At 71.5% G+C, this 17,315-nt stretch carries 13 protein-coding genes; 4 read left to right on the top strand and 9 right to left on the bottom strand.

Annotated elements, in window-relative coordinates; genetic code table 11:
• Positions 1-6 precede the first annotated feature (6 nt).
• Entirely contained in the window at positions 7-1,485 is a 1,479-nt protein-coding gene (locus tag BJ979_RS04865) for an MFS transporter (protein WP_343046768.1), read from the bottom strand.
• On the opposite strand from BJ979_RS04865, the gene BJ979_RS04870 reads away from it, so the two are divergent.
• The gene (locus BJ979_RS04870) at positions 1,477-2,193 is read left to right on the top strand and encodes a TetR/AcrR family transcriptional regulator C-terminal domain-containing protein (protein ID WP_179565720.1); all 717 of its coding nucleotides are present in this window, start codon (positions 1,477-1,479) and stop codon (positions 2,191-2,193) included. The genes BJ979_RS04865 and BJ979_RS04870 overlap by 9 nt on opposite strands.
• Here BJ979_RS04870 and BJ979_RS04875 read toward each other — a convergent pair.
• The 4 genes from BJ979_RS04875 to BJ979_RS04890 are packed head-to-tail and all read right to left on the bottom strand — an operon-like array spanning position 2,190 to position 6,679.
• Complete coding sequence (locus BJ979_RS04875; protein ID WP_179565721.1) at positions 2,190-2,882, bottom strand: TetR/AcrR family transcriptional regulator; 693 nt, start codon at positions 2,880-2,882, stop codon at positions 2,190-2,192. The genes BJ979_RS04870 and BJ979_RS04875 overlap by 4 nt on opposite strands.
• 31 nt (positions 2,883-2,913) lie before the next feature.
• Positions 2,914-4,170 (bottom strand): alpha-hydroxy acid oxidase, encoded by a 1,257-nt coding sequence (locus tag BJ979_RS04880; RefSeq protein WP_179570026.1) that lies wholly within the window; start codon positions 4,168-4,170, stop codon positions 2,914-2,916.
• Complete coding sequence (locus tag BJ979_RS04885; RefSeq protein ID WP_179565723.1) at positions 4,170-5,486, bottom strand: MFS transporter; 1,317 nt, start codon at positions 5,484-5,486, stop codon at positions 4,170-4,172. Before BJ979_RS04885 ends, BJ979_RS04880 begins: the two co-directional genes overlap by 1 nt.
• A 2-nt stretch (positions 5,487-5,488) precedes the next feature.
• Positions 5,489-6,679 (bottom strand): M24 family metallopeptidase, encoded by a 1,191-nt coding sequence (locus tag BJ979_RS04890; RefSeq protein WP_179565725.1) that lies wholly within the window; start codon positions 6,677-6,679, stop codon positions 5,489-5,491.
• 269 nt (positions 6,680-6,948) lie between these two features.
• Between BJ979_RS04890 and BJ979_RS04895 the strand changes: the two genes are divergently transcribed.
• The 3 genes from BJ979_RS04895 (at position 6,949) to BJ979_RS04905 (ending at position 12,202) form a co-directional block, all read left to right on the top strand.
• Positions 6,949-9,111 carry an acyl-CoA dehydrogenase family protein gene (locus tag BJ979_RS04895; RefSeq protein ID WP_179565727.1) on the top strand — a complete coding sequence of 721 codons (2,163 nt, stop codon included), beginning with the start codon at positions 6,949-6,951 and terminating at the stop codon, positions 9,109-9,111.
• A gap of 216 nt (positions 9,112-9,327) precedes the next feature.
• Positions 9,328-10,722, top strand: a complete 1,395-nt coding sequence (locus BJ979_RS04900) for a hypothetical protein (RefSeq protein ID WP_179565729.1) — start codon at positions 9,328-9,330, stop codon at positions 10,720-10,722.
• Positions 10,723-11,002: 280 nt separating this feature from the next.
• On the top strand, positions 11,003-12,202 hold the full coding sequence (locus tag BJ979_RS04905) for a WxL protein peptidoglycan domain-containing protein (RefSeq protein ID WP_179565731.1): 1,200 nt from the start codon (positions 11,003-11,005) through the stop codon (positions 12,200-12,202).
• Between the two features lie 274 nt (positions 12,203-12,476).
• Here the strand turns inward: BJ979_RS04905 and BJ979_RS04910 are convergent, their stop codons facing one another.
• Genes BJ979_RS04910 through BJ979_RS04925 form a run of 4 tightly spaced genes read right to left on the bottom strand, consistent with a single transcriptional unit; the run spans position 12,477 to position 17,221 of the window.
• A complete protein-coding gene (locus BJ979_RS04910; RefSeq protein ID WP_179565733.1) occupies positions 12,477-13,886 on the bottom strand; it encodes a hypothetical protein in 1,410 nt (469 codons plus the stop codon).
• A complete protein-coding gene (locus tag BJ979_RS04915; RefSeq protein ID WP_179565735.1) occupies positions 13,883-15,226 on the bottom strand; it encodes a hypothetical protein in 1,344 nt (447 codons plus the stop codon). Before BJ979_RS04915 ends, BJ979_RS04910 begins: the two co-directional genes overlap by 4 nt.
• Positions 15,219-16,094: a heme ABC transporter ATP-binding protein gene (locus BJ979_RS04920; protein ID WP_218853440.1), complete on the bottom strand. Its 876-nt coding sequence runs from the start codon at positions 16,092-16,094 to the stop codon at positions 15,219-15,221. The genes BJ979_RS04915 and BJ979_RS04920 overlap by 8 nt, the downstream gene beginning before the upstream one ends.
• A 26-nt stretch (positions 16,095-16,120) precedes the next feature.
• Positions 16,121-17,221, bottom strand: a complete 1,101-nt coding sequence (locus tag BJ979_RS04925; RefSeq protein ID WP_179565737.1) for a FecCD family ABC transporter permease — start codon at positions 17,219-17,221, stop codon at positions 16,121-16,123.
• Positions 17,222-17,315: the final 94 nt, after the last annotated feature.

Consider the following 17,315-nt stretch of genomic DNA (forward strand, 5'->3'; position numbering starts at 1 on the left):
CGCTCCTCAGTGGTGTGGGTGGGGATGGATGTCGCTGGTCGGAGCCTTGTCGTCTGAGGCTGCGACCTGGGATGCGGGCACGCGCCTGAACTCCGGCCGGCGTCGCAGCAGCAGGGCGATGACGGCGCCGACGATCATGATCCCGGCGACGACGAACATGGCCGGTCTGTAGCTGCCGGTCGCGTTCTGCAGGCCGCCGGTCATATACGGAGCCACGAAACCTGCGACGTTCGCGAGCCCGCCCGCCACCGCCATCCCGGCCGCCGCCGCTGCGCCGGTGAGAAAGCGCGGCGGGAGCTGCCAGAAGACGGGCAGCACGCAGTAGCTGCCCGCGGCGGCGATCGAGATCGCGGCCATGATCGCGAGTGTCGACGGGAGATACAGTGCCACCGCCACCGCCAGGGCGCCGACGAGCAGGGGGATGGCCGCGTGCCAGTGGCGTTCCTGCCTGCGGTCGGAGCTGCGGCCCACCAGCCACAACGCGATGGCCGCGCAGGCGTACGGGATGGCGGTGAGCGCTGCCACCTCGCCGAGCGAGAATCTCGTGCCGAACTGCACGCCGAGTCCTTCGATGACCTGGGGCAGGAAGAACGAGAGAGCGTAGCCGCCCATGTTCACCGAGAATCCGATCCCGGCGACGGCGTAGATGCGCCAGTCGCGCAGCGCCCCGAGCACGCCCGAGGCTCCGTGTTCCGCGGCTGCCGCGCCCTCGTCCTCGAGCACTCCGCTCAGACTCGAGCGCTCCAGCGGCGTCAGCCACTTCGCGTCGGAGATGCGATTCGGCAGCGCGAAGAAGGCGATGACGCCGACGAGCACGGCCGGCAGCGCTTCGACGAGGAACATGAACCGCCAGCCGTCGAGTCCGAGCACGCCGTGGCCGTGCTCGATGAGCAGGGCCGACAGCGGAGCCCCGAGGACGACGGCGACGGGGATCGCGATGATGAACAGCGCGACCATCCGGGCGCGGATCGCGCTCGGGAACCAGAGGGTGAGGAAGTAGACCACGCCGGGAACGAAACCGGCCTCGGCGATGCCGAGCAGGACGCGCACGACGTAGAACCAGGCTTCGGAGTGGACGAAGGCCATGGCGCCCGAGATGAGACCCCAGGTGACCATGATGCGCGCCAGCCAGGCGCGGGCGCCGACCCGATGGAGGATGACGTTGCTCGGCACTTCGAAGAGCACGTAGCCGATGAAGAAGAGCCCGGCACCGAGCCCGTAGGCGGCTGTCGACAGGCCGAGGTCCGCGTTCATCCGCGTCGCGGCGAAACCGATGTTCACGCGGTCGAGGTAGCTGATGACGTGATCAACATGACGAGCGGCAGGATGCGCCAGGCGGCTTTGCGCGTGGCACGTGCCGCCGCGGCGGCCGTGGCGGCAGGGTCCGAGACGGTCATATCCACACCACTCCTCATCAGTTCGTGCAACGTACGCGATAACGTACGGCGTACACGCTGACGATGTAAAGTGGCGATCGTGAGTCAGTCATCGGCGAACCGCTCATCGACCGAGCGGACCCTCCGCCTTCGATCCATCACGCAGAACGACGTCGCGGCCGTCGGACTGGACCTCGCCCGTGAAGGCGGACTCGAGGCCGTCACCCTTCGATCGGTCGCGAGCCGCCTCGGCATCGCCACGATGAGCGTCTACCGCTTCGTCGGATCGAAAGACGAGCTGCTCGACGCCGTCGTGCTGATCGCCTTCGATCGCCTGGAGTTGCCGACGCTGCTCGAAGGAACATGGCAGGAGCGCATCATCGCGGTCATGGCGTCGTGGCGTGATCTGCTGCTGGTCCACCCGGTCGTGGTCGAGCTGCTCGTCGCGCGCCCCGTTCCCGCGCAGTCGGCCGGACTGAGCCGGATGATCGAGTCCGTGCTCGCCGCGCTCGAGCAGGCCGGCGTCACCGGCCCCGCCGCCGGCGCGGCGTTCTGGCAGATCTTCTCCCACACGCTCGGCCACGTCATCTTCGAGACCCCGCGGCGCGCGATCGACGCGGATGCGCAGCGCGCGGCGAGCGAACGGATGCGGCAGACTGCGACCGATCGAGGATTCGCGCGCACACGCGCTCTCGCGACCGAACTCACCGATGTCGCCGCTCGCAGTCCTCTCGAGGTGAGCCTGCAGCACCTGCTGGACGGCCTGCAGGTCGCGCAGCATCCGATCGTCGAGGTCCGCCCGTCCCCTCGGGGTTAGCCGTGGACTCCGCCCGGGGCGGAGGCGATGCCTCGCAGCAGCGTCGAGAGGGTGTCGGTGAAGGTGCCGCGGCCGGCGATGCTCGCCAGCTCGTCCGCCGAGCTCTCCACGCGATGCAGCCCGCGCTGCCGGGCGATATCGCGCAGCGCAGTCGCGTAGCCGACCATGTCCGGATCGGCGAGGCGTCGACGGGGCAGGTCGAACATCACGTTGCCGACGGTGACCGTGAAGATCTGCCAGAAGGCGCGCACCGCATCGGCGCCCGAGAGGCCGCCGTGCTCGAGCGCACCGAGCACCGCCTCCTGAAGCCGGGCGAGACCGACGGAGCCGCGAGGAATCGGCCGGTCGAGCATGATCGGGGCGATCTCCGCGTGCGCCAGCAGCAGATCGCGCCAGGAGGTCATGATCGTGACGATCCGATCGCGCCAGTCCTCGTCGAACGAGGAGGGGATCTCCATGCGTGCGAGCACCCACAGCACCATCTGGTCGAGCAGATCGTCTTTCGAGTCCACATAGCGGTAGAGCGTCATGGGCGACAGGCCGAGCTCGGTGGCGAGCGTCCGCATCGAGAGCGTCTCCAGCCCGTCGCGCGCGGCGATCGCGATCCCGGCTTCGACGACGGTCGACGAGGAGATCGCGCCGCGTCGAGGGCGCCCCTGATTCGCGGCCCGCGAGCCCTGCGGTGTCATCGCGCAAATCTACAGCGCTGCGGCGCGCGCCTCACCGTGCCGCCGCACCGCTCGCCGCGGCCGCGTCGCCCGTCGCAGCCAGCACGCTGACGTGCCGAGATTCGAGCTCGCCGAGGTTGCGCGCCCCCAGCAGCTTCATCGTCCGTCGGATCTCGTCGGAGAGGATCTCGATCGCGCGGTCGACTCCGGCGCGGCCGCCCGCCATGAGGCCATACAGGTACGCCCGGCCGATCAGCGTGAAGTCGGCGCCCAGCGCGATCGACGCGACGATGTCGGCGCCGTGCATGATCCCGGTGTCGACCGCGATCTCCGTGTGCGCCCCGACCTCGCGAGCCACCGTCGGCAGCAGACGGAACGGCACCGGCGCCCGGTCGAGCTGCCGGCCGCCGTGATTCGAGAGCACGATGCCATCGACACCGTGATCGACCAGCATCGTCGCGTCGGCGAGCGTCTGCACTCCCTTGACGACGAGGTGCCCCGGCCACATGTCGCGGATCGCCCCGAGATCGGCCGGTGAGACTGTGGGATCCATCGCCGAGTCCAGAAGCTGTCCGACGGTTCCGCCGGTCGACGTGAGCGACGCGAACTCGAGTTTCGGGGTGGTGAGCAGGTCGATCCACCACCACGGCCGCGGCAGCGCATCCAGCACCGTGCTCGCCGTCAGCTGCGGCGGGATCGAGAAGCCATTGCGCTTGTCGCGGAGCCGCGCTCCCGCGACCGGGGTGTCGACGGTGAACATCAGGGTGTCGAACCCTGCCCGCGCGGCGCGCTCGACGAGGTCGTAGGAGATGTCGCGCTCGCGCATCATGTAGAGCTGGAACCAGTTGCGCCCCGCAGGATTGGCCGCCGCGACCGACTCGATGGTCGACGTGCCGAGCGTCGACAGAGTGAAAGGGATGCCAGCGGCGCCGGCTGCGCTGGCGCCGGCCAGCTCTCCCTCGGTCTGCATGAGCCGCGTGAACCCGGTCGGCGCGATGCCGAAGGGCATCGACGACGGTCCGCCGAAGATCGTCTGGGTCGTGTCGACGTCGCTGACGTCGCGCAGGATCCCCGGATGGAACTCGATCTGCTGGAAAGCCCGGCGGGCGCGGAGCAGCGAGATCTCCTCTTCGGCCGCGCCGTCGGTGTAGTCGAAGGCGGCACGGGGTGTCCGGCGCCGCGCGACCGTGCGCAGGTCGTGGATGGTGAGCGCGGCGTCGAGACGCCGGCGGCGTGCGTCGAGCTGGGGTCGTCGAAAGCGGAGCAGTTCGGCGAGCTCTGCGGGCTGGGGCAGCTGACGGCGGACCATCATCCCTCCGTCCTCGCGTCGACGGCGTCCGGTGTCACCGTGAGCGGCTGTCGACGAAGCGAGACCAGCGCGATGGCGGCGCTCACGACGAGGCACGCGGCCATCACGCCGAGCGGGACCTGGTAGGCGCCGGTCGCGTCCCGCAGCCACCCGGTGAAGTAGCCGGCGATGAATCCGCCGAGGCTGCCGACCGTGTTGATCAGCGCGAGTCCGGCCGCCGCCGCGGCGCCGGTGAGTGACCCGGTGGCGAAGCTCCAGAACACGGGGATGGCGGCGTAGATGCCGACGGCGGCGACGATGATGCCGCCCAGCAGCACGGGGAACGACGTGCCCCCCAGAGCGCACACGAGCACGCCGACGCCGCCGATTCCCGCTGGCAAGGCGTAGTGCCACGGCCGCAGTCCTCGCTTCTGACAGAAGCGGCTCCACCCGAAGGAGGCCAGCGCGCCGAGCGTGAACGGGATGAAGGTGACCAGGTTCACCGCGGCCTCGCCACCGCCGTCGACGGCCGAGGTGAGCAGCGGCAGGAAGAAGCTGATCGCGAACATGGGGAAGGTGAGCAGCAGGAAGATGCCGGCGAGTCGCAGGGTGACGACGCTGCGCAGCGCCGCTGCGAACGTGCGGGATCCATGGTGATTCGCGGACGCCCGATCGCTCGCGCCCTCCATCGCCTGCTTCTCCTCGTCGGTGAGCCACCGGGCGTCTCGGGGTCGAGACGGGAGCAGGAAGATCACGACGATGCCGAGCGCGGTCGCCGCCAGCCCTTCGGCCGCGAACATGAACCGCCAGCCATCGAGCCCGAAGGTCTCGCTTCCGTGGTGGATGAGCCAGTTCGAGACGGGGCCCCCGATCGCGGTCGAGAGCGGGACGGCGACGTAGTAGATGCCGAGCACGAGAATTCGTTGCGGCCCGCTGAACCAGAGCGAGATGTAGAGCAGGATGCCGGGCAGCAGGCCGGCTTCAGCGACGCCGAGCAGCACCCGGGCGATGGCGAAGGTCGGGAAGTCGGTCACGAGGGCGTGGGCGGCGGCGACGAGTCCCCAGGTGATCGCGATGCGCGAGATCCAGGTGCGGGCGCCGACCCGGTACATGACGTAGTTGCTCGGGATCTCCAGCAGCACGTAGCCGATGAAGAACACGGCGACGCCGATCCCGTAGGTGAGCGCGGTGAGTCCGATGTCGGGATTCATCGTCGGCGCAGCGAAGCCGACATTCACGCGGTCGAGGTAGTTGATGAAGAGCAGCAGAATCAGAATCGGCAGAAGCCGTCGAATGGCCTTGCTGTTGGCTCGCTGAAGCGGGGTGTTCGACGTCATCGTCAGTCTCCGGTTTCGATCAGGGTGCGTGTTCCCGGTGCCGTGGTGAGGTTGGTCGCTCCGTCGCGACCGAGGTGGATCAGGTCTTCGATGTGGTAGCCCTGCACGGGGTCGACCCAGCCGAGCTCGATCTGCAGCGTCATCCCCTCGACGAGCGGCTCGTCGTACTCGACCGTGAGCTGCGGCTCCTCATGCAGCACCAAGCCGATGCCGTGCCCGACGATCCCCCAGCGGAATTCCTCGCCGAGGCGCTCGTACTCGCGCCGAGCAAGGTCGACGAGCTCGGAGGCGACGACGCCGGGGCGCAGGCTGTCGACGATGACGTCGTGCACGGCCGAGATCCGATCGAAACGGGTGCGCTGCGCGCGGGTCGCTCGCCCCACTACGGCAGTCCGTGCGATGTCGGAGCAGTAGCCGTCGATCCGCACCCCCCAGTCGGAGCGGATCAGCATCCCCTCCTCCAGCACGGAGTCGCTCGGCCACGGGTGCCACTGTCCGGCCCGGCACCCGCCGCCGAAGACGGAGTGGGTGAGCTCAGCGGCGCCGTCGCGGAACAGCGCGTCGGTGATGCGCGAGGCCACTTGGCGCTCCGTGTCGCCCGGGCGGATGCTGCGAAGGCCGTCCCCGAGATGAAGCGCGGTGAGGCGGTTGACGTGCGTGAGGCGCTCGACTTCCGCCGGGGTCTTCACGGCACGGATCGCGTTGAGCAGGGGCCACGCATCGCCGGTGCTCGTCTCGGGGAGCAGGTGGCGCAGGCCCTCCGTGACCTTGACGGGGGTGGCGCGGTATTCGACTCCGATCCGTGCCCGAGTCAGGCCGCGTTCGCGCAGAACGTCGGCCACCACCTCGACCATGTGCTCATGCTCACCGCGGTAGCCGCGGATGTCGGTGATGAACGGCCGGGTCTCCTCGGGTGCCCAGGTGTCGGTCGCGACGCCGTTCCAGTTGTCGGCGCGCGCGGCGGGAACGACGTAGACGGGGTCGCCGCCAGATGGCCAGACGACGATGTGCAGACGCTCCCACGTCAGCCGCATGTCGGGGTGATAGAAGCCAGAGAGGTAGTGCGTGTTCTCGGGCCACGTCGAGACGATCACATCGAAATCGCTTGCGGCGATGAGACGGCGGATGCGTTCGACGTCGGCGTAGCGGCTCGGACCGAGCTGCGCTCCGTCGCGAGCTTGGATGGCGCTCATCATATGCTCTCGACCTCCTGTACGGCGTAAGTGTTATTTATACGGTGTATACCTCGGGCGCAACAGGAGGTCGACTGTCATCGCGTCATCCTCTAAGGGCTTTCGCCCAGCTTTGTGGATCGCGTACAACCGCGCCGCGACCGTCCGACGACGCGTTCGTGGGCCTCCGACGACGATTCGCGCGACCCCGCCGACCCCGGCCTACCGTGGCGGAGACAGGGTGAGCGGAGCTGCTGGGAGCCTCCGCGCCCGATCCCGGAGGAACCAGCATGAGCGTTATCGACGAGCCCGCCACCGAAGCCCTTCCCGCCGGCGGAGCTGCCGACGCCAAGTCCGCGAGCGACAAGGCCGCGGCCGGCGCCGGCAGCGCAGCGGCGAAGCACGAGAAGTCCGACAAGCACGGCAAGACCGGCACGGTGGATGCGGGCCGCATCGACACGGTCTGGCTCGGCGAGTACCTGCTCGGCAAATGGGCCGACGACCGCCGCACGAGCCGCGAGCAGCTCAAGGACGAGCGCTACCACCGCATCGACGGCCTCCCGATGCCTGAGCACCGCGAGCGCGTGCTCGGCCAGCTGCACCGTCTCGTCGCCGACAAGGCCGTGCACCGCGCCTTCCCGACACGGCTCGGCGGCGAGGACAACCACGGCGGTAACATCGCCGCCTTCGAGGAGCTGCTGCTCGCCGACCCCTCGCTGCAGATCAAGTCGGGCGTGCAGTGGGGCCTGTTCGGCGCCGCGATCCTGCACCTCGGCACCGAGCGCCACCACGACGCCTACCTGCCGAGCACGATGTCGCTCGAGACGCCGGGCGCGTTCGCGATGACCGAGACCGGTCACGGCTCGGATGTCGCGGCGATCGGCACGACGGCGACCTACGACCCTGCGACGCAGGAGTTCGTCATCAACACCCCGTTCCGCGCGGCGTGGAAGGACTACCTCGGCAACGCCGCGAAAGACGGCCGCGCGGCCGTGCTGTTCGCGAAGCTGATCACGCAGGGCGTCGACCACGGCGTGCACGCCTTCTACGTTCCGATCCGCGACCTCGACGGCGCCTTCCTGCCGGGCGTCGGCGGTGAGGACGACGGCCTCAAGGGCGGACTCAACGGCATCGACAACGGCCGTCTGCACTTCGACCACGTGCGCATCCCCCGCCTCGATCTGCTCGACCGCTACGGCCAGGTCGCCGAAGACGGCACCTACACCTCGCCGATCGCGAGCCCCGGCCGTCGCTTCTTCACGATGCTCGGCACCCTCGTGCAGGGTCGCGTCTCCCTCGACGGCTCATCGACGCTCGCCTCGAAGGTGGGCCTGACGATCGCGCTGCGCTACGCGAGCGAGCGCCGCCAGTTCGCCGGCGCGGATGCCGAGAACGAGGTCGTGCTGCTCGACTATCAGCGCCACCAGCGCCGCCTGCTGCCGCGCCTGGCCGAGACTTACGCGATGTCGTTCGCGCACGAGCGCCTGCTCGAGAAGTTCGACTCGGTGTTCTCGGGCAAGGGCGACACCGACGAGGACCGTCAGGATCTCGAGACCCTCGCCGCCGCACTCAAACCGCTGAGCACCTGGGCCGGACTCGACATCCTGCAGGAGTGCCGCGAGGCCTGCGGCGGCGCCGGCTTCCTCGCCGAGAACCGCTTCACCCAGCTGCGGGCCGACCTCGACGTCTACGTGACGTTCGAGGGCGACAACAACGTGCTGCTGCAACTCGTCGCGAAGCGCCTGCTCGGCGACTACGCCGCGAAGCTGTCGAAGGCGGATGCGGGCGACATCGCCGGCTTCGTCGCCGGCCAGGTCGGGGATGCGGCGCTCAACCGCTCGGGTCTGCGCAAGGTCGCGCAGGCGGTCGCCGACTTCGGCTCGACCGCCCGCTCGGTCGGCATGGTGCGCGACGAGGCCTCGCAGCGCCAGCTGCTCACCGACCGGGTGCACACCATGGTCGGCGAGGTGGCGCTGCGACTGCGCGGCGCATCCAAGCTCTCGGCGGAGGCCGCGGCCGAGCTGTTCAACGCGAACCAGGACGAGCTCATCCAGGCGGCGCGTGCGCACGCCGAGCTGCTGCAGTGGGAGTCGTTCACGGATGCACTCGGCTGGGTCGAGCACCCGGGCACCAAGCAGAAGCTGACCTGGCTGCGTGACCTCTTCGGCTTCACGCTGATCGAGAAGCACCTCGCCTGGTACCTGATGCACGGGCGCCTGTCGGCGTTCCGTGCGCAGGCGATCACCGACTACATCGACGACCGGCTGCTGCCGCGCCTGCGTCCGCACGCGCTCGATCTGGTCGACGCGTTCCAGCTCGAGCCGGAGCACCTGCGCGCGCCGATCGCGACCGGCGCCGAGAAGCAGCGGCAGGACGAGGCGCGCGACTACTACGCGGCGCTGCGCGCCTCGGGTCAGGCGCCGACGCCCGAGAAGTCGCCGAAGAAGCGCTAGCCGCGCGACGCGCCCGCCGCATCCGCGTTCTCCGCTGAGGGGTCGCGATCGGCGTGAGAGGACAGCCCTGCGGAGCGCCCCTCGCGCCGATCGCGACCCCTCACGCGTGTGGGCAGAGTCCGGATGCGAGTGATTGTCTTAATGAGGGTTACCTTACTAAGGTAAGGGTTACCTAAAGAAAGGGAATCACTCGTGGATTCGACGACCCGACGGCGGATGACCCCCACCATCCGTCGCACCCTCGGCGCAGTGACCGCCGGGGCTCTCGCGCTGGGCGGCCTCGCCCTCACCGCCGCACCCGCCTCGGCGCAGGTGTGGGACCCGAGCACCATCAGCGACGCGACCCTCACCTGGGGCATGAGCGGCGAGACCGGCGGTGGCGCCTTCTTCGGCGGCTGCAACTTCCTCTCCGCCGGCACCGCAGGCAACACCACCGCGTCGCGCGTGTGGACTGAGGCCGACGGCTTCTTCAAGACCACCGACGGCAACGTCACGATCACGAAGAACGATGCCGCCAATGGCGTCACCAACGCGACCTGGGCCAACAAGTGCCAGGATGCCGACGGCAAGGCGGTGTCGGCGAGCTCGACGACCTCGCTGACCGGCATCCGCGCCGTCGTCAGCGGCGGAACCGGCAAGATCGCCGAGGACGGCGCGTACTCGGTGTCGTGGAACGGCTCGTTCACGGTCGTCTTCTACGGCGGACTCACCTACTGGAGCGCGAGCGACCTCAAGCTGACCGCCGACGCCGACGGCGACGGCAAGCTCACCGCGACGGCGAGCGGCTACGGCGCGAGCATGGAGGACGCGGGCAAGTGGGTCGCGCTCACTCCCCGCACGATCACCCTCGCGAACATCAAGGGCGGGGTCGCCGGTGATTGGGGCATCCCCTCGGTCACTCCCGAGTACAAGGGTGTGAAGGTCACCACCGCCACGACCCCGCAGACGACCACCGGCGCGAACTGGGGCTCGTTCCCGCAGGACTTCATCGACTTCCAGAACGAGACGGGCCAGTCGAGCTACTGGTACAGCTCGGGCGGCGCGCGTGACGCGGCCAAGCCGACCACCCCGCTCGTCGTCAGCTGGAAGACGACCACCGACCCGGTGACCCCGACGGAGCCGGCCGACGGCTCGAAGGAGATCGGCGTGACGGTTCCGACCGTCGAGGTGCCCGCGACCGGCGCCTTCAGCTGGGCCTTCGCCGACAGCAAGGCCGTCGACCTCGGCACGGCGACGAAGGTCGGCGAGACCTTCACCGCATCCGGCGACCTGACCCAGGTCAAGGTCACCGACACCCGCGCCGGCGGCTCGGGCGCCTACACCTGGAGCATCTCGGGCCAGGTCAGCAAGTTCAGCGGCTCGGCCGGCGAGTTCGGCGGCGCGAGCCTCGGCTGGCTGCCCCGCGTGAGCAATGCGGGCACCGGCGTCACCCCCGGGTCCGAGGTCAAGGCCTCGACCGCGGCGACCGGCGGCCTCGCCTCGAGCGCGACCCTCGCGAAGAGCACCGGCGCCGCCAGCGCTGACGTCGACGCGAAGCTGAACCTGGTCATCCCCGGTTCGGCCAAGGCCGGCAAGTACACGGCGACCCTGACGCTGACCGCGCTCAGCTGATCGCCGGACCGTCGGCGTGAGCGGGGTGGTGGATGCGCCCACCGCCCCGCTCGCGCCGATACCGCGGCATCCTCATCCGGTCCGGTTCTCTGCAGGACGGAACCGGGTGAGGATGGCGCACGGCTCGTCCTCTGGACGGGCGGGCTGACGGAGGTCGGGCCGGGGCGTCGCGGGCGGTGGTTCGCGAGCGACACCCTGGCCCGGCATCCTGCCCGGCGCCGGATGCCGCCGCTCACCGCGTCCTCTCCGCTCTTCCGCCACGATCGTCCGGATCACGCACATGACCCATAGCCCCCATCGCGCCGCCGTCCGCCGCGCGCCTCGTCTTCTCGCCGCTCTCGCTCTGGGGGCGGCCTTCGTCGTGGTCGGAGGTGCGGTCGGGCTGGATGCGGTGGCCGCGTCCGCGGCTGCGCCCGTTTCTGCGACCGTGTCGTCCGCAGTCAGTCGACCCGGCGCATCCGCGCTTCCGACAGCGGATGCCGCCGCCGGGCCGAGCTGGAGCGTCGCGCCGGTGCCGGCGTCCGACGGCTCGCCGCGCCCGAACTTCGACTACAGTGCCGACCCGGGCGAGGTGATCGACGACGCCATCCAGATCACCAACACGGGCGCGATCACGCTCGACCTCGACGTCTACGCGGCTGACGCCTTCACGACGCGCGAGGGCAACATCGACCTGCTCGCGGCGGGCGAGAAGTCGGTCGACGGCGGATCGTGGATCGCCGTCGCGCAGCCCTCCGTCGTGCTCGATCCCGGGCAGTCGGCGACCGTGCCCTTCGCCGTCACGGTGCCGCTCGGCGCGAAGCCGGGCGATCATCCGGCCGGCGTCGTCGCCTCGCTGAGCACCGGCGGGGATGCGACGGTGCAGGTGGATCGCCGCCTCGGCAGCCGCGTGCAGCTGCGCGTGTCGGGTGCGGTCGAGCCGGCGATCGCGCTGGGTGAGCCGCGGCTCGACTTCGGCGGAGCACTGAACCCGCTCGCACTCGGCGACGCGACCGTGACCTACACGGTGAAGAACACCGGCAATGTGCGCGTGACCGCGGGCGCCCTGGTGACGCTCGGCGGTCCGCTCGGCCTCGGGGCGACGTCGACGGCGGATCAGCTGCCCGAGATCCTGCCCGGCTCGCAGATCGAGGTGCGACGCACGGTCACCGGCGTCGCCGCGCTGTTCGTGCTCACCGCCGAGGTGCGCCTCGCGCCCGAGAGCGTCGGCATCGGCGCGACCGTTCTGCCGGCGATCACGCGGTCGGCGACCGTCGCGGCGGTGCCCGTGATTCCGCTCGCGGTGCTGCTTCTCGCGGCCGCGGCGGTCGTGTTCGTGGTGCTGCGGTTGCGGCGACGCCGTGCGGCTGCGGCGACGCCGGCCCCGGCCCCGGCCCCGGTCCTCGGAGAGGGGGCCGGGGATGCGGATTCCGGAGCGTCCCCCGACACCGATACCGACACCGGCGCCGAGGCGAAGGAACCCGCGGTGACGCGCGGCTGAGGCCGTCCCGAACCGACGCGCGGCGTCGGGAGGGGCGCCGGGTCACTGTGGTGGATGACGCGGCGCCCGTCCCGGCGTCGCGCGTCGTCATCCCCTGACCCGCGGATCCGCCGACCCGCGATCCCTGGGGAGCGCCGACGCAATTCAGGATCCATTGCGACGTAATTCAGGATCCGACGCCCGATTCGGCCAGTTGGACGGCGAGATCGCCCGGTTCTCCTGAGTTGCGAAAGCCGTCCGCCGGCCTCGGTGCCGGCCCGAGTCGGATCGCCGGTCAGGGCAGCCAGGGGAGGCGGAGCCGACCGGCGAGGTGCAGGCCCGCGAGCACGCTCACGAGAGTCGCGAGCGCGGCGCCGCCCAGCGGCAGCACGAGCGGCGACAGGCCCGAGGATGCGGACGGCACGAGTCCGGATCCGTCGTCCCGCATCACGGTCGCCGGCGAGGTGATCGAGCCGGCCGGTGCGCCGATCGCGCTGAGGCCGCCCGCTCCCGACGCCGCCGCGGCACCCGCCCCGCCCGGGCGCAGTGCCGTCGAGTTGCGCGGAGCATCCGCCGTCCCATCGGTGCCCCCGTTCACGCCGGGCGTGATGGCTGGCGCGCTCGCGTCGTAGTTGACGACGATCTCGGTCGCCGGCTTCGCCGCATCCCGCTGGCCGCCGGTGGTCAGCCAGTAGCCGGTCTGTCCGGTGAGCTTCTGGAAGGCCACGAAGTCGCTCGGGAACGACCCCCACCAGGCCGAGTTCGTCGCATCCCGGCCGACCTGTCCGGCGCCGTCGACGCTCACGCCGAGGTACTGCGGCAGCGTCGCGAAGCCGCCCGCCTGCCGGATCGCGCCCCCGCGCACCTGGGCGAGCGTGATCTTCTGCGGGGTCAGCTTCACCCACTTGGTCTGGTCTTCCATCGAGGTGCCCCAGCCGCCCGCCGTGCCGGTGAGGGCGCCGTCGCCGTTCGCGTCGAGCACGAGCTGCGGATCGGTGACGGTCCAGTAGGTCATGCCTCCGTAGAACGCGACCGTGAAGGCGCCGCTCCAGCTCAGCTTCAGCCCGCTCGCAGTCAGCGCGCCGGTGCCGCCGTCGATGACGACCTGGTTGGCGGTGTACGAGTTCGTCGATGAGGCGGTGACGGCCTTGCCCGCTGCATCCAGGCACTTGGTGGCGAAGGATGCGGCCGCCCAGCCGTCGCCGGACGCGCGCTCGATGCGCACCGCCCCGCTCTGCGCGGAGTAGAGGCCCTCGCCCTCGGCCCAGACGTGCGCGCTGCCCGCGTCGCCGGTCGCACCCGCGCTGAGGAAGTTGCAGCCGCCGAAGAACGCGCCCGACCCGGATTCGTGGTTGAGGCCCCAGCGCAGCTGCGCGTTCGCGATCGTGCCGGCGCCGCCCGTGCCACCGTCGCCTCCGCCCGGGCCGGTCTCGGGCACGGTCACGCCGATCTGCACGCCGCCGTTCACCGAGCCGCTACCGTCGTCGGACCCGCTGGAGCCACCGGTGCCGGATGCTGCGGTCGCCATCGCGGCCGGTCCGAGCGTTCCTGCCGCGAGCAGGATCACGGCCGCGGCGAGACGGGCCGCCTGCCGCAGTCGCGCGCGGCGGGTCGGGCGGGCGAGCCGGGCGAGCCGGATGCGCGGCGCGGCGCCGGCGTCGTCGCCGTGGGGAGCGCCGGCCGGCTGCGAGGTCGCGCTCGTCATCGGCGCACCTCCAGCCGCTCGGTCGGCGCTTCGGGGTCGGCGGGGGAGAGCAGCAGAGCGATCGGGTCGTCGGCGGGCGCAGCGGGGACACCCGACGCCGCGTCGCCGACGGGCGCAGCGGACGCCAAGTCCTCACCGGGCGCAGCGGCCGGGTTCGCGATTCCGGCCGGCGCGACGGCCTCGGCAGCCGCGCGCTCTTCGGCCTGGGCGCGCCGCGCGCGCCGCGCCCGGCGGATCGTCGTCACGACGCTGAGCGTGAGCAGCACGAGCGCGACGAGGATCGCGGCCCCGAGCACGAGGTAGGGCCACATCGGCTCGGCCGCGCTGGATGCCGTGAGCGCGCCCGCCGCATCCGCCCCGCCGGCTGCACCGCTCGCGGCGGTGACCTTCAGCTCGACGTCGGCCGTCTGGCCCGAGCCGGCGCCGGTGAGGGTGAGCGCGTGAGTTCCGGCGCGGATCGTGCGCGGGATCGACAGCACACCCGCGACCTCGCCGGTCGCGCCGGCGGTGAGGGGGCCGACGGCGGCGACGCCGTCATCCAGCACCGCGACGACCTGCTCGCCGGCCGTGAAGCCCTGCGCCGTGAAGACGAGCGCGTCGCCCGCCGCGACGGTCGACGACTGGAGGCCGACGCGGGCCGGTTCGGCCGGGCCGGCGGCAGCGGCATCCGCACCCTCGGCAGCAGCCCCGGCGCCGGCAGCACCGCTCGCGCCCGCCCCCGTGCCGGAGGCCCCCGGAGCGACGAACGACACCGGCGTGAAGCTCTCGTTGTTGGCGTTCTTCACGCCGTGGGCGCCGATCGTCAGCACGCCGCAGGTGACCTTGCGGCAGTCGACCTCGATGACCTTGTTGGCGCGGTCGTGGCTCTCGAACACGGCCGAGGGCAGGGTCATGCCGACGCTCCAGCTGCCGTCGGATTGCATGATCGCCTGCGCCGCCGACTCGGTGTCGCTGCCCGGGAACGACACGAAGCGCTGGAACCCGGCGTTGTCCTTCGCCTCGCTGTCGGGCACGTAGCGGAAGTCCTCGCCGACCACCCCGCCCTTGCTCGGCTTCCAGGTGCCGCCCTTCGGGTCGTCGACCCAGCCGAACAGCACGTAGATGCCGCCGAAGCCGCCCTGGATGGTCTGGAATCCGCTGCCCTTCACGGTCACCGAGGTCGCGTAGTCGGGGTCGGCGGTCGCGGCCTGGCCGTTCGCGCCGGTCACGGTCACGCGCGGGGCGGCGCTCGCCGCGGTCGCGGGCGCCAGGGCGAGGGCGGCGCCGACGGCGGTCGCGCCGAGGAGTGCCGCGAGGCGGCGCAGGGCGCGCGGCGCGGCGGGGCGGAACGACTCAGACATGGAAGGCCTCCTCGGGAAGCGGGGCGGGGGACGACGCGGGAGGGGCGGCGGGCGCCGCGGGTGCGGCACCGGCCGCGGCCCGTCGGTCGGGCCGGATCACGAGCCGCGTCGCATCCAGCGGGTCCGGATGCACGGCGATAGGATGCCGGTACACCCGACTCAGCAGCACGGCATCGAGCGCACGGTGCGGCACGTCGAGCGCCTGGATGCGGCCCTCGGCCAGCACGGCGACGCGATGCGCCCAGGCGGCGGCGAGGTCGAGGTCGTGCAGCACGACGACGGCGCTCGCACCGGCAGCCGCGCGGGCGCGCACATCGGCGAGCAGACGCTCCTGGTGGCGGATGTCGAGGCTCGCGGTCGGCTCGTCGAGCAGCGTGATCGTGGTCGCCTGGGCACGCACTCGGGCCGAGGCGGCGCGGGCGCGCTCGCCGCCGGAGAGCTGCGGCATCCGTCGCTCGCGCAGCGCCCGCAGCTCGGCGACGTCGATCGCGGCCTCGACCTCGGCCGCGTCGTGCGCGCTCTCGTCGGCGCCGGTCCAGGGCGCTCGGCCCATCCGCACCACCTCGTCGACCGTGAACGGGAACGACACCTCGTTCGACTGCGTCAGCACCGAGCGGCGGCGGGCCGCCGCGGCGGGCTTGAGCGAGCGCAGCGGGATGCCGCCGAGCTGGATCTCGCCGGCGTCGGGAACGAGGTCGCCGGCGAGCACGTGCAGCAGGGTCGACTTGCCGGCGCCGTTCGGCCCGACCAGCGCGATCACCTCGCCGGCGCGCAGCTCGAGGTCGACGCCGTCGAGCACGGGGCGGCCGCCGCGGCGCACGACGATGCCGCGGGCGCGCATTCGGGGCGGAGTGCGCGACTGGCTCACCGCATTCACCGCATTCACCGCATCCATCACGCCCACCCGCCCGAGCGGCGGCGCGCGCGGCGCAGCAGCCAGAAGAAGAACGGTCCGCCGACGATCGCGGTCAGCATCCCGATCGGCAGGTCGGCGTAGGGCACCGCGGTGCGCGCGACCGTGTCGGCCACGAGCAGCAGCACGGCGCCGCCGAGCGCGCAGCTCGGCACGAGGGCGCGGTGCGCGGGGCCGAGCAGCATGCGCATGAGGTGCGGCACGACGAGCCCGACGAAGGAGATGATGCCGCACAGCGCGACGGCCGCCGCGGTCAGTACCGCGACGACGACGATCGCGACGATGCGGGTGCGCTCGACATCCACGCCCAGGTGCCGGGCCTGGCGCTCGCCGAGGGCGAGCAGGTCGAGACGACGAGCGAGCAGGGCCGCCCCGACGATGCCGATGGCGGCGATCGGCAGCACCACCAGCACGTCCTGCCAGCGAGATCCGTTGAGCGAGCCGAGCTGCCAGAACACGATCTGCTCGCGCTGCTGCGTGTCGGCGAGGAAGGTCATGAGGGCGATGCCGGCACCCGCGACAGCGTTGATCGCGATGCCGGTGAGCACGAGCGTGACGACCTCGGTGCGTCCGCCCGAGCGTGCCGTCACATAGACGAGCAGGCTCGTGACGAGCCCGCCCGCGAAGGCGAGCGCTGGGGCGGTGAAGATGCCGAGGCCGTCGATGCCGAACACGATCGCCGCGCTCGCCGCGAGGGCCGCCCCCGACGAGACGCCGACCACGCCGGGCTCGGCGAGCGGGTTGCGGAAGGTGCCCTGCATCACGAGTCCGCCGATCGACAGCGCCGCGCCGACCGCCATCGCCAGCACCACGCGCGGGAGGCGGATGGCCCACAGCGTCGCATCGACGAGCTGCGTCGGCGGCGTCGTCGCCACGGGAAGACGGAGCCAGTCGGGGGTGCCGAGACCCGCGAGAGCCTCGTTGAGGTGCGTCGCGAGGGAGGCGAGGATCTGCGCGACCGGGATGGGCAGCTGACCGGTCGCGGCCGAGACGAGCGCCGCGATCAGGAGCGCCGCGGCGAGGCCGACGAGCGTGATGCTGACGCGCCGGGCGCGGTGCGGCTTCGTCGCAGCGGAGGGCATCGCGGGTGCGGGTGCGGGTGCGGGTGACGGGTCGACGGGACCAGGCTTGGGGCCAGGTGCGGATGCCGCGACTCCGCCGCCGGGCCCGAGGGGC

Source organism: Schumannella luteola (assembly GCF_013408685.1).
Lineage (GTDB): Bacteria > Actinomycetota > Actinomycetes > Actinomycetales > Microbacteriaceae > Schumannella > Schumannella luteola.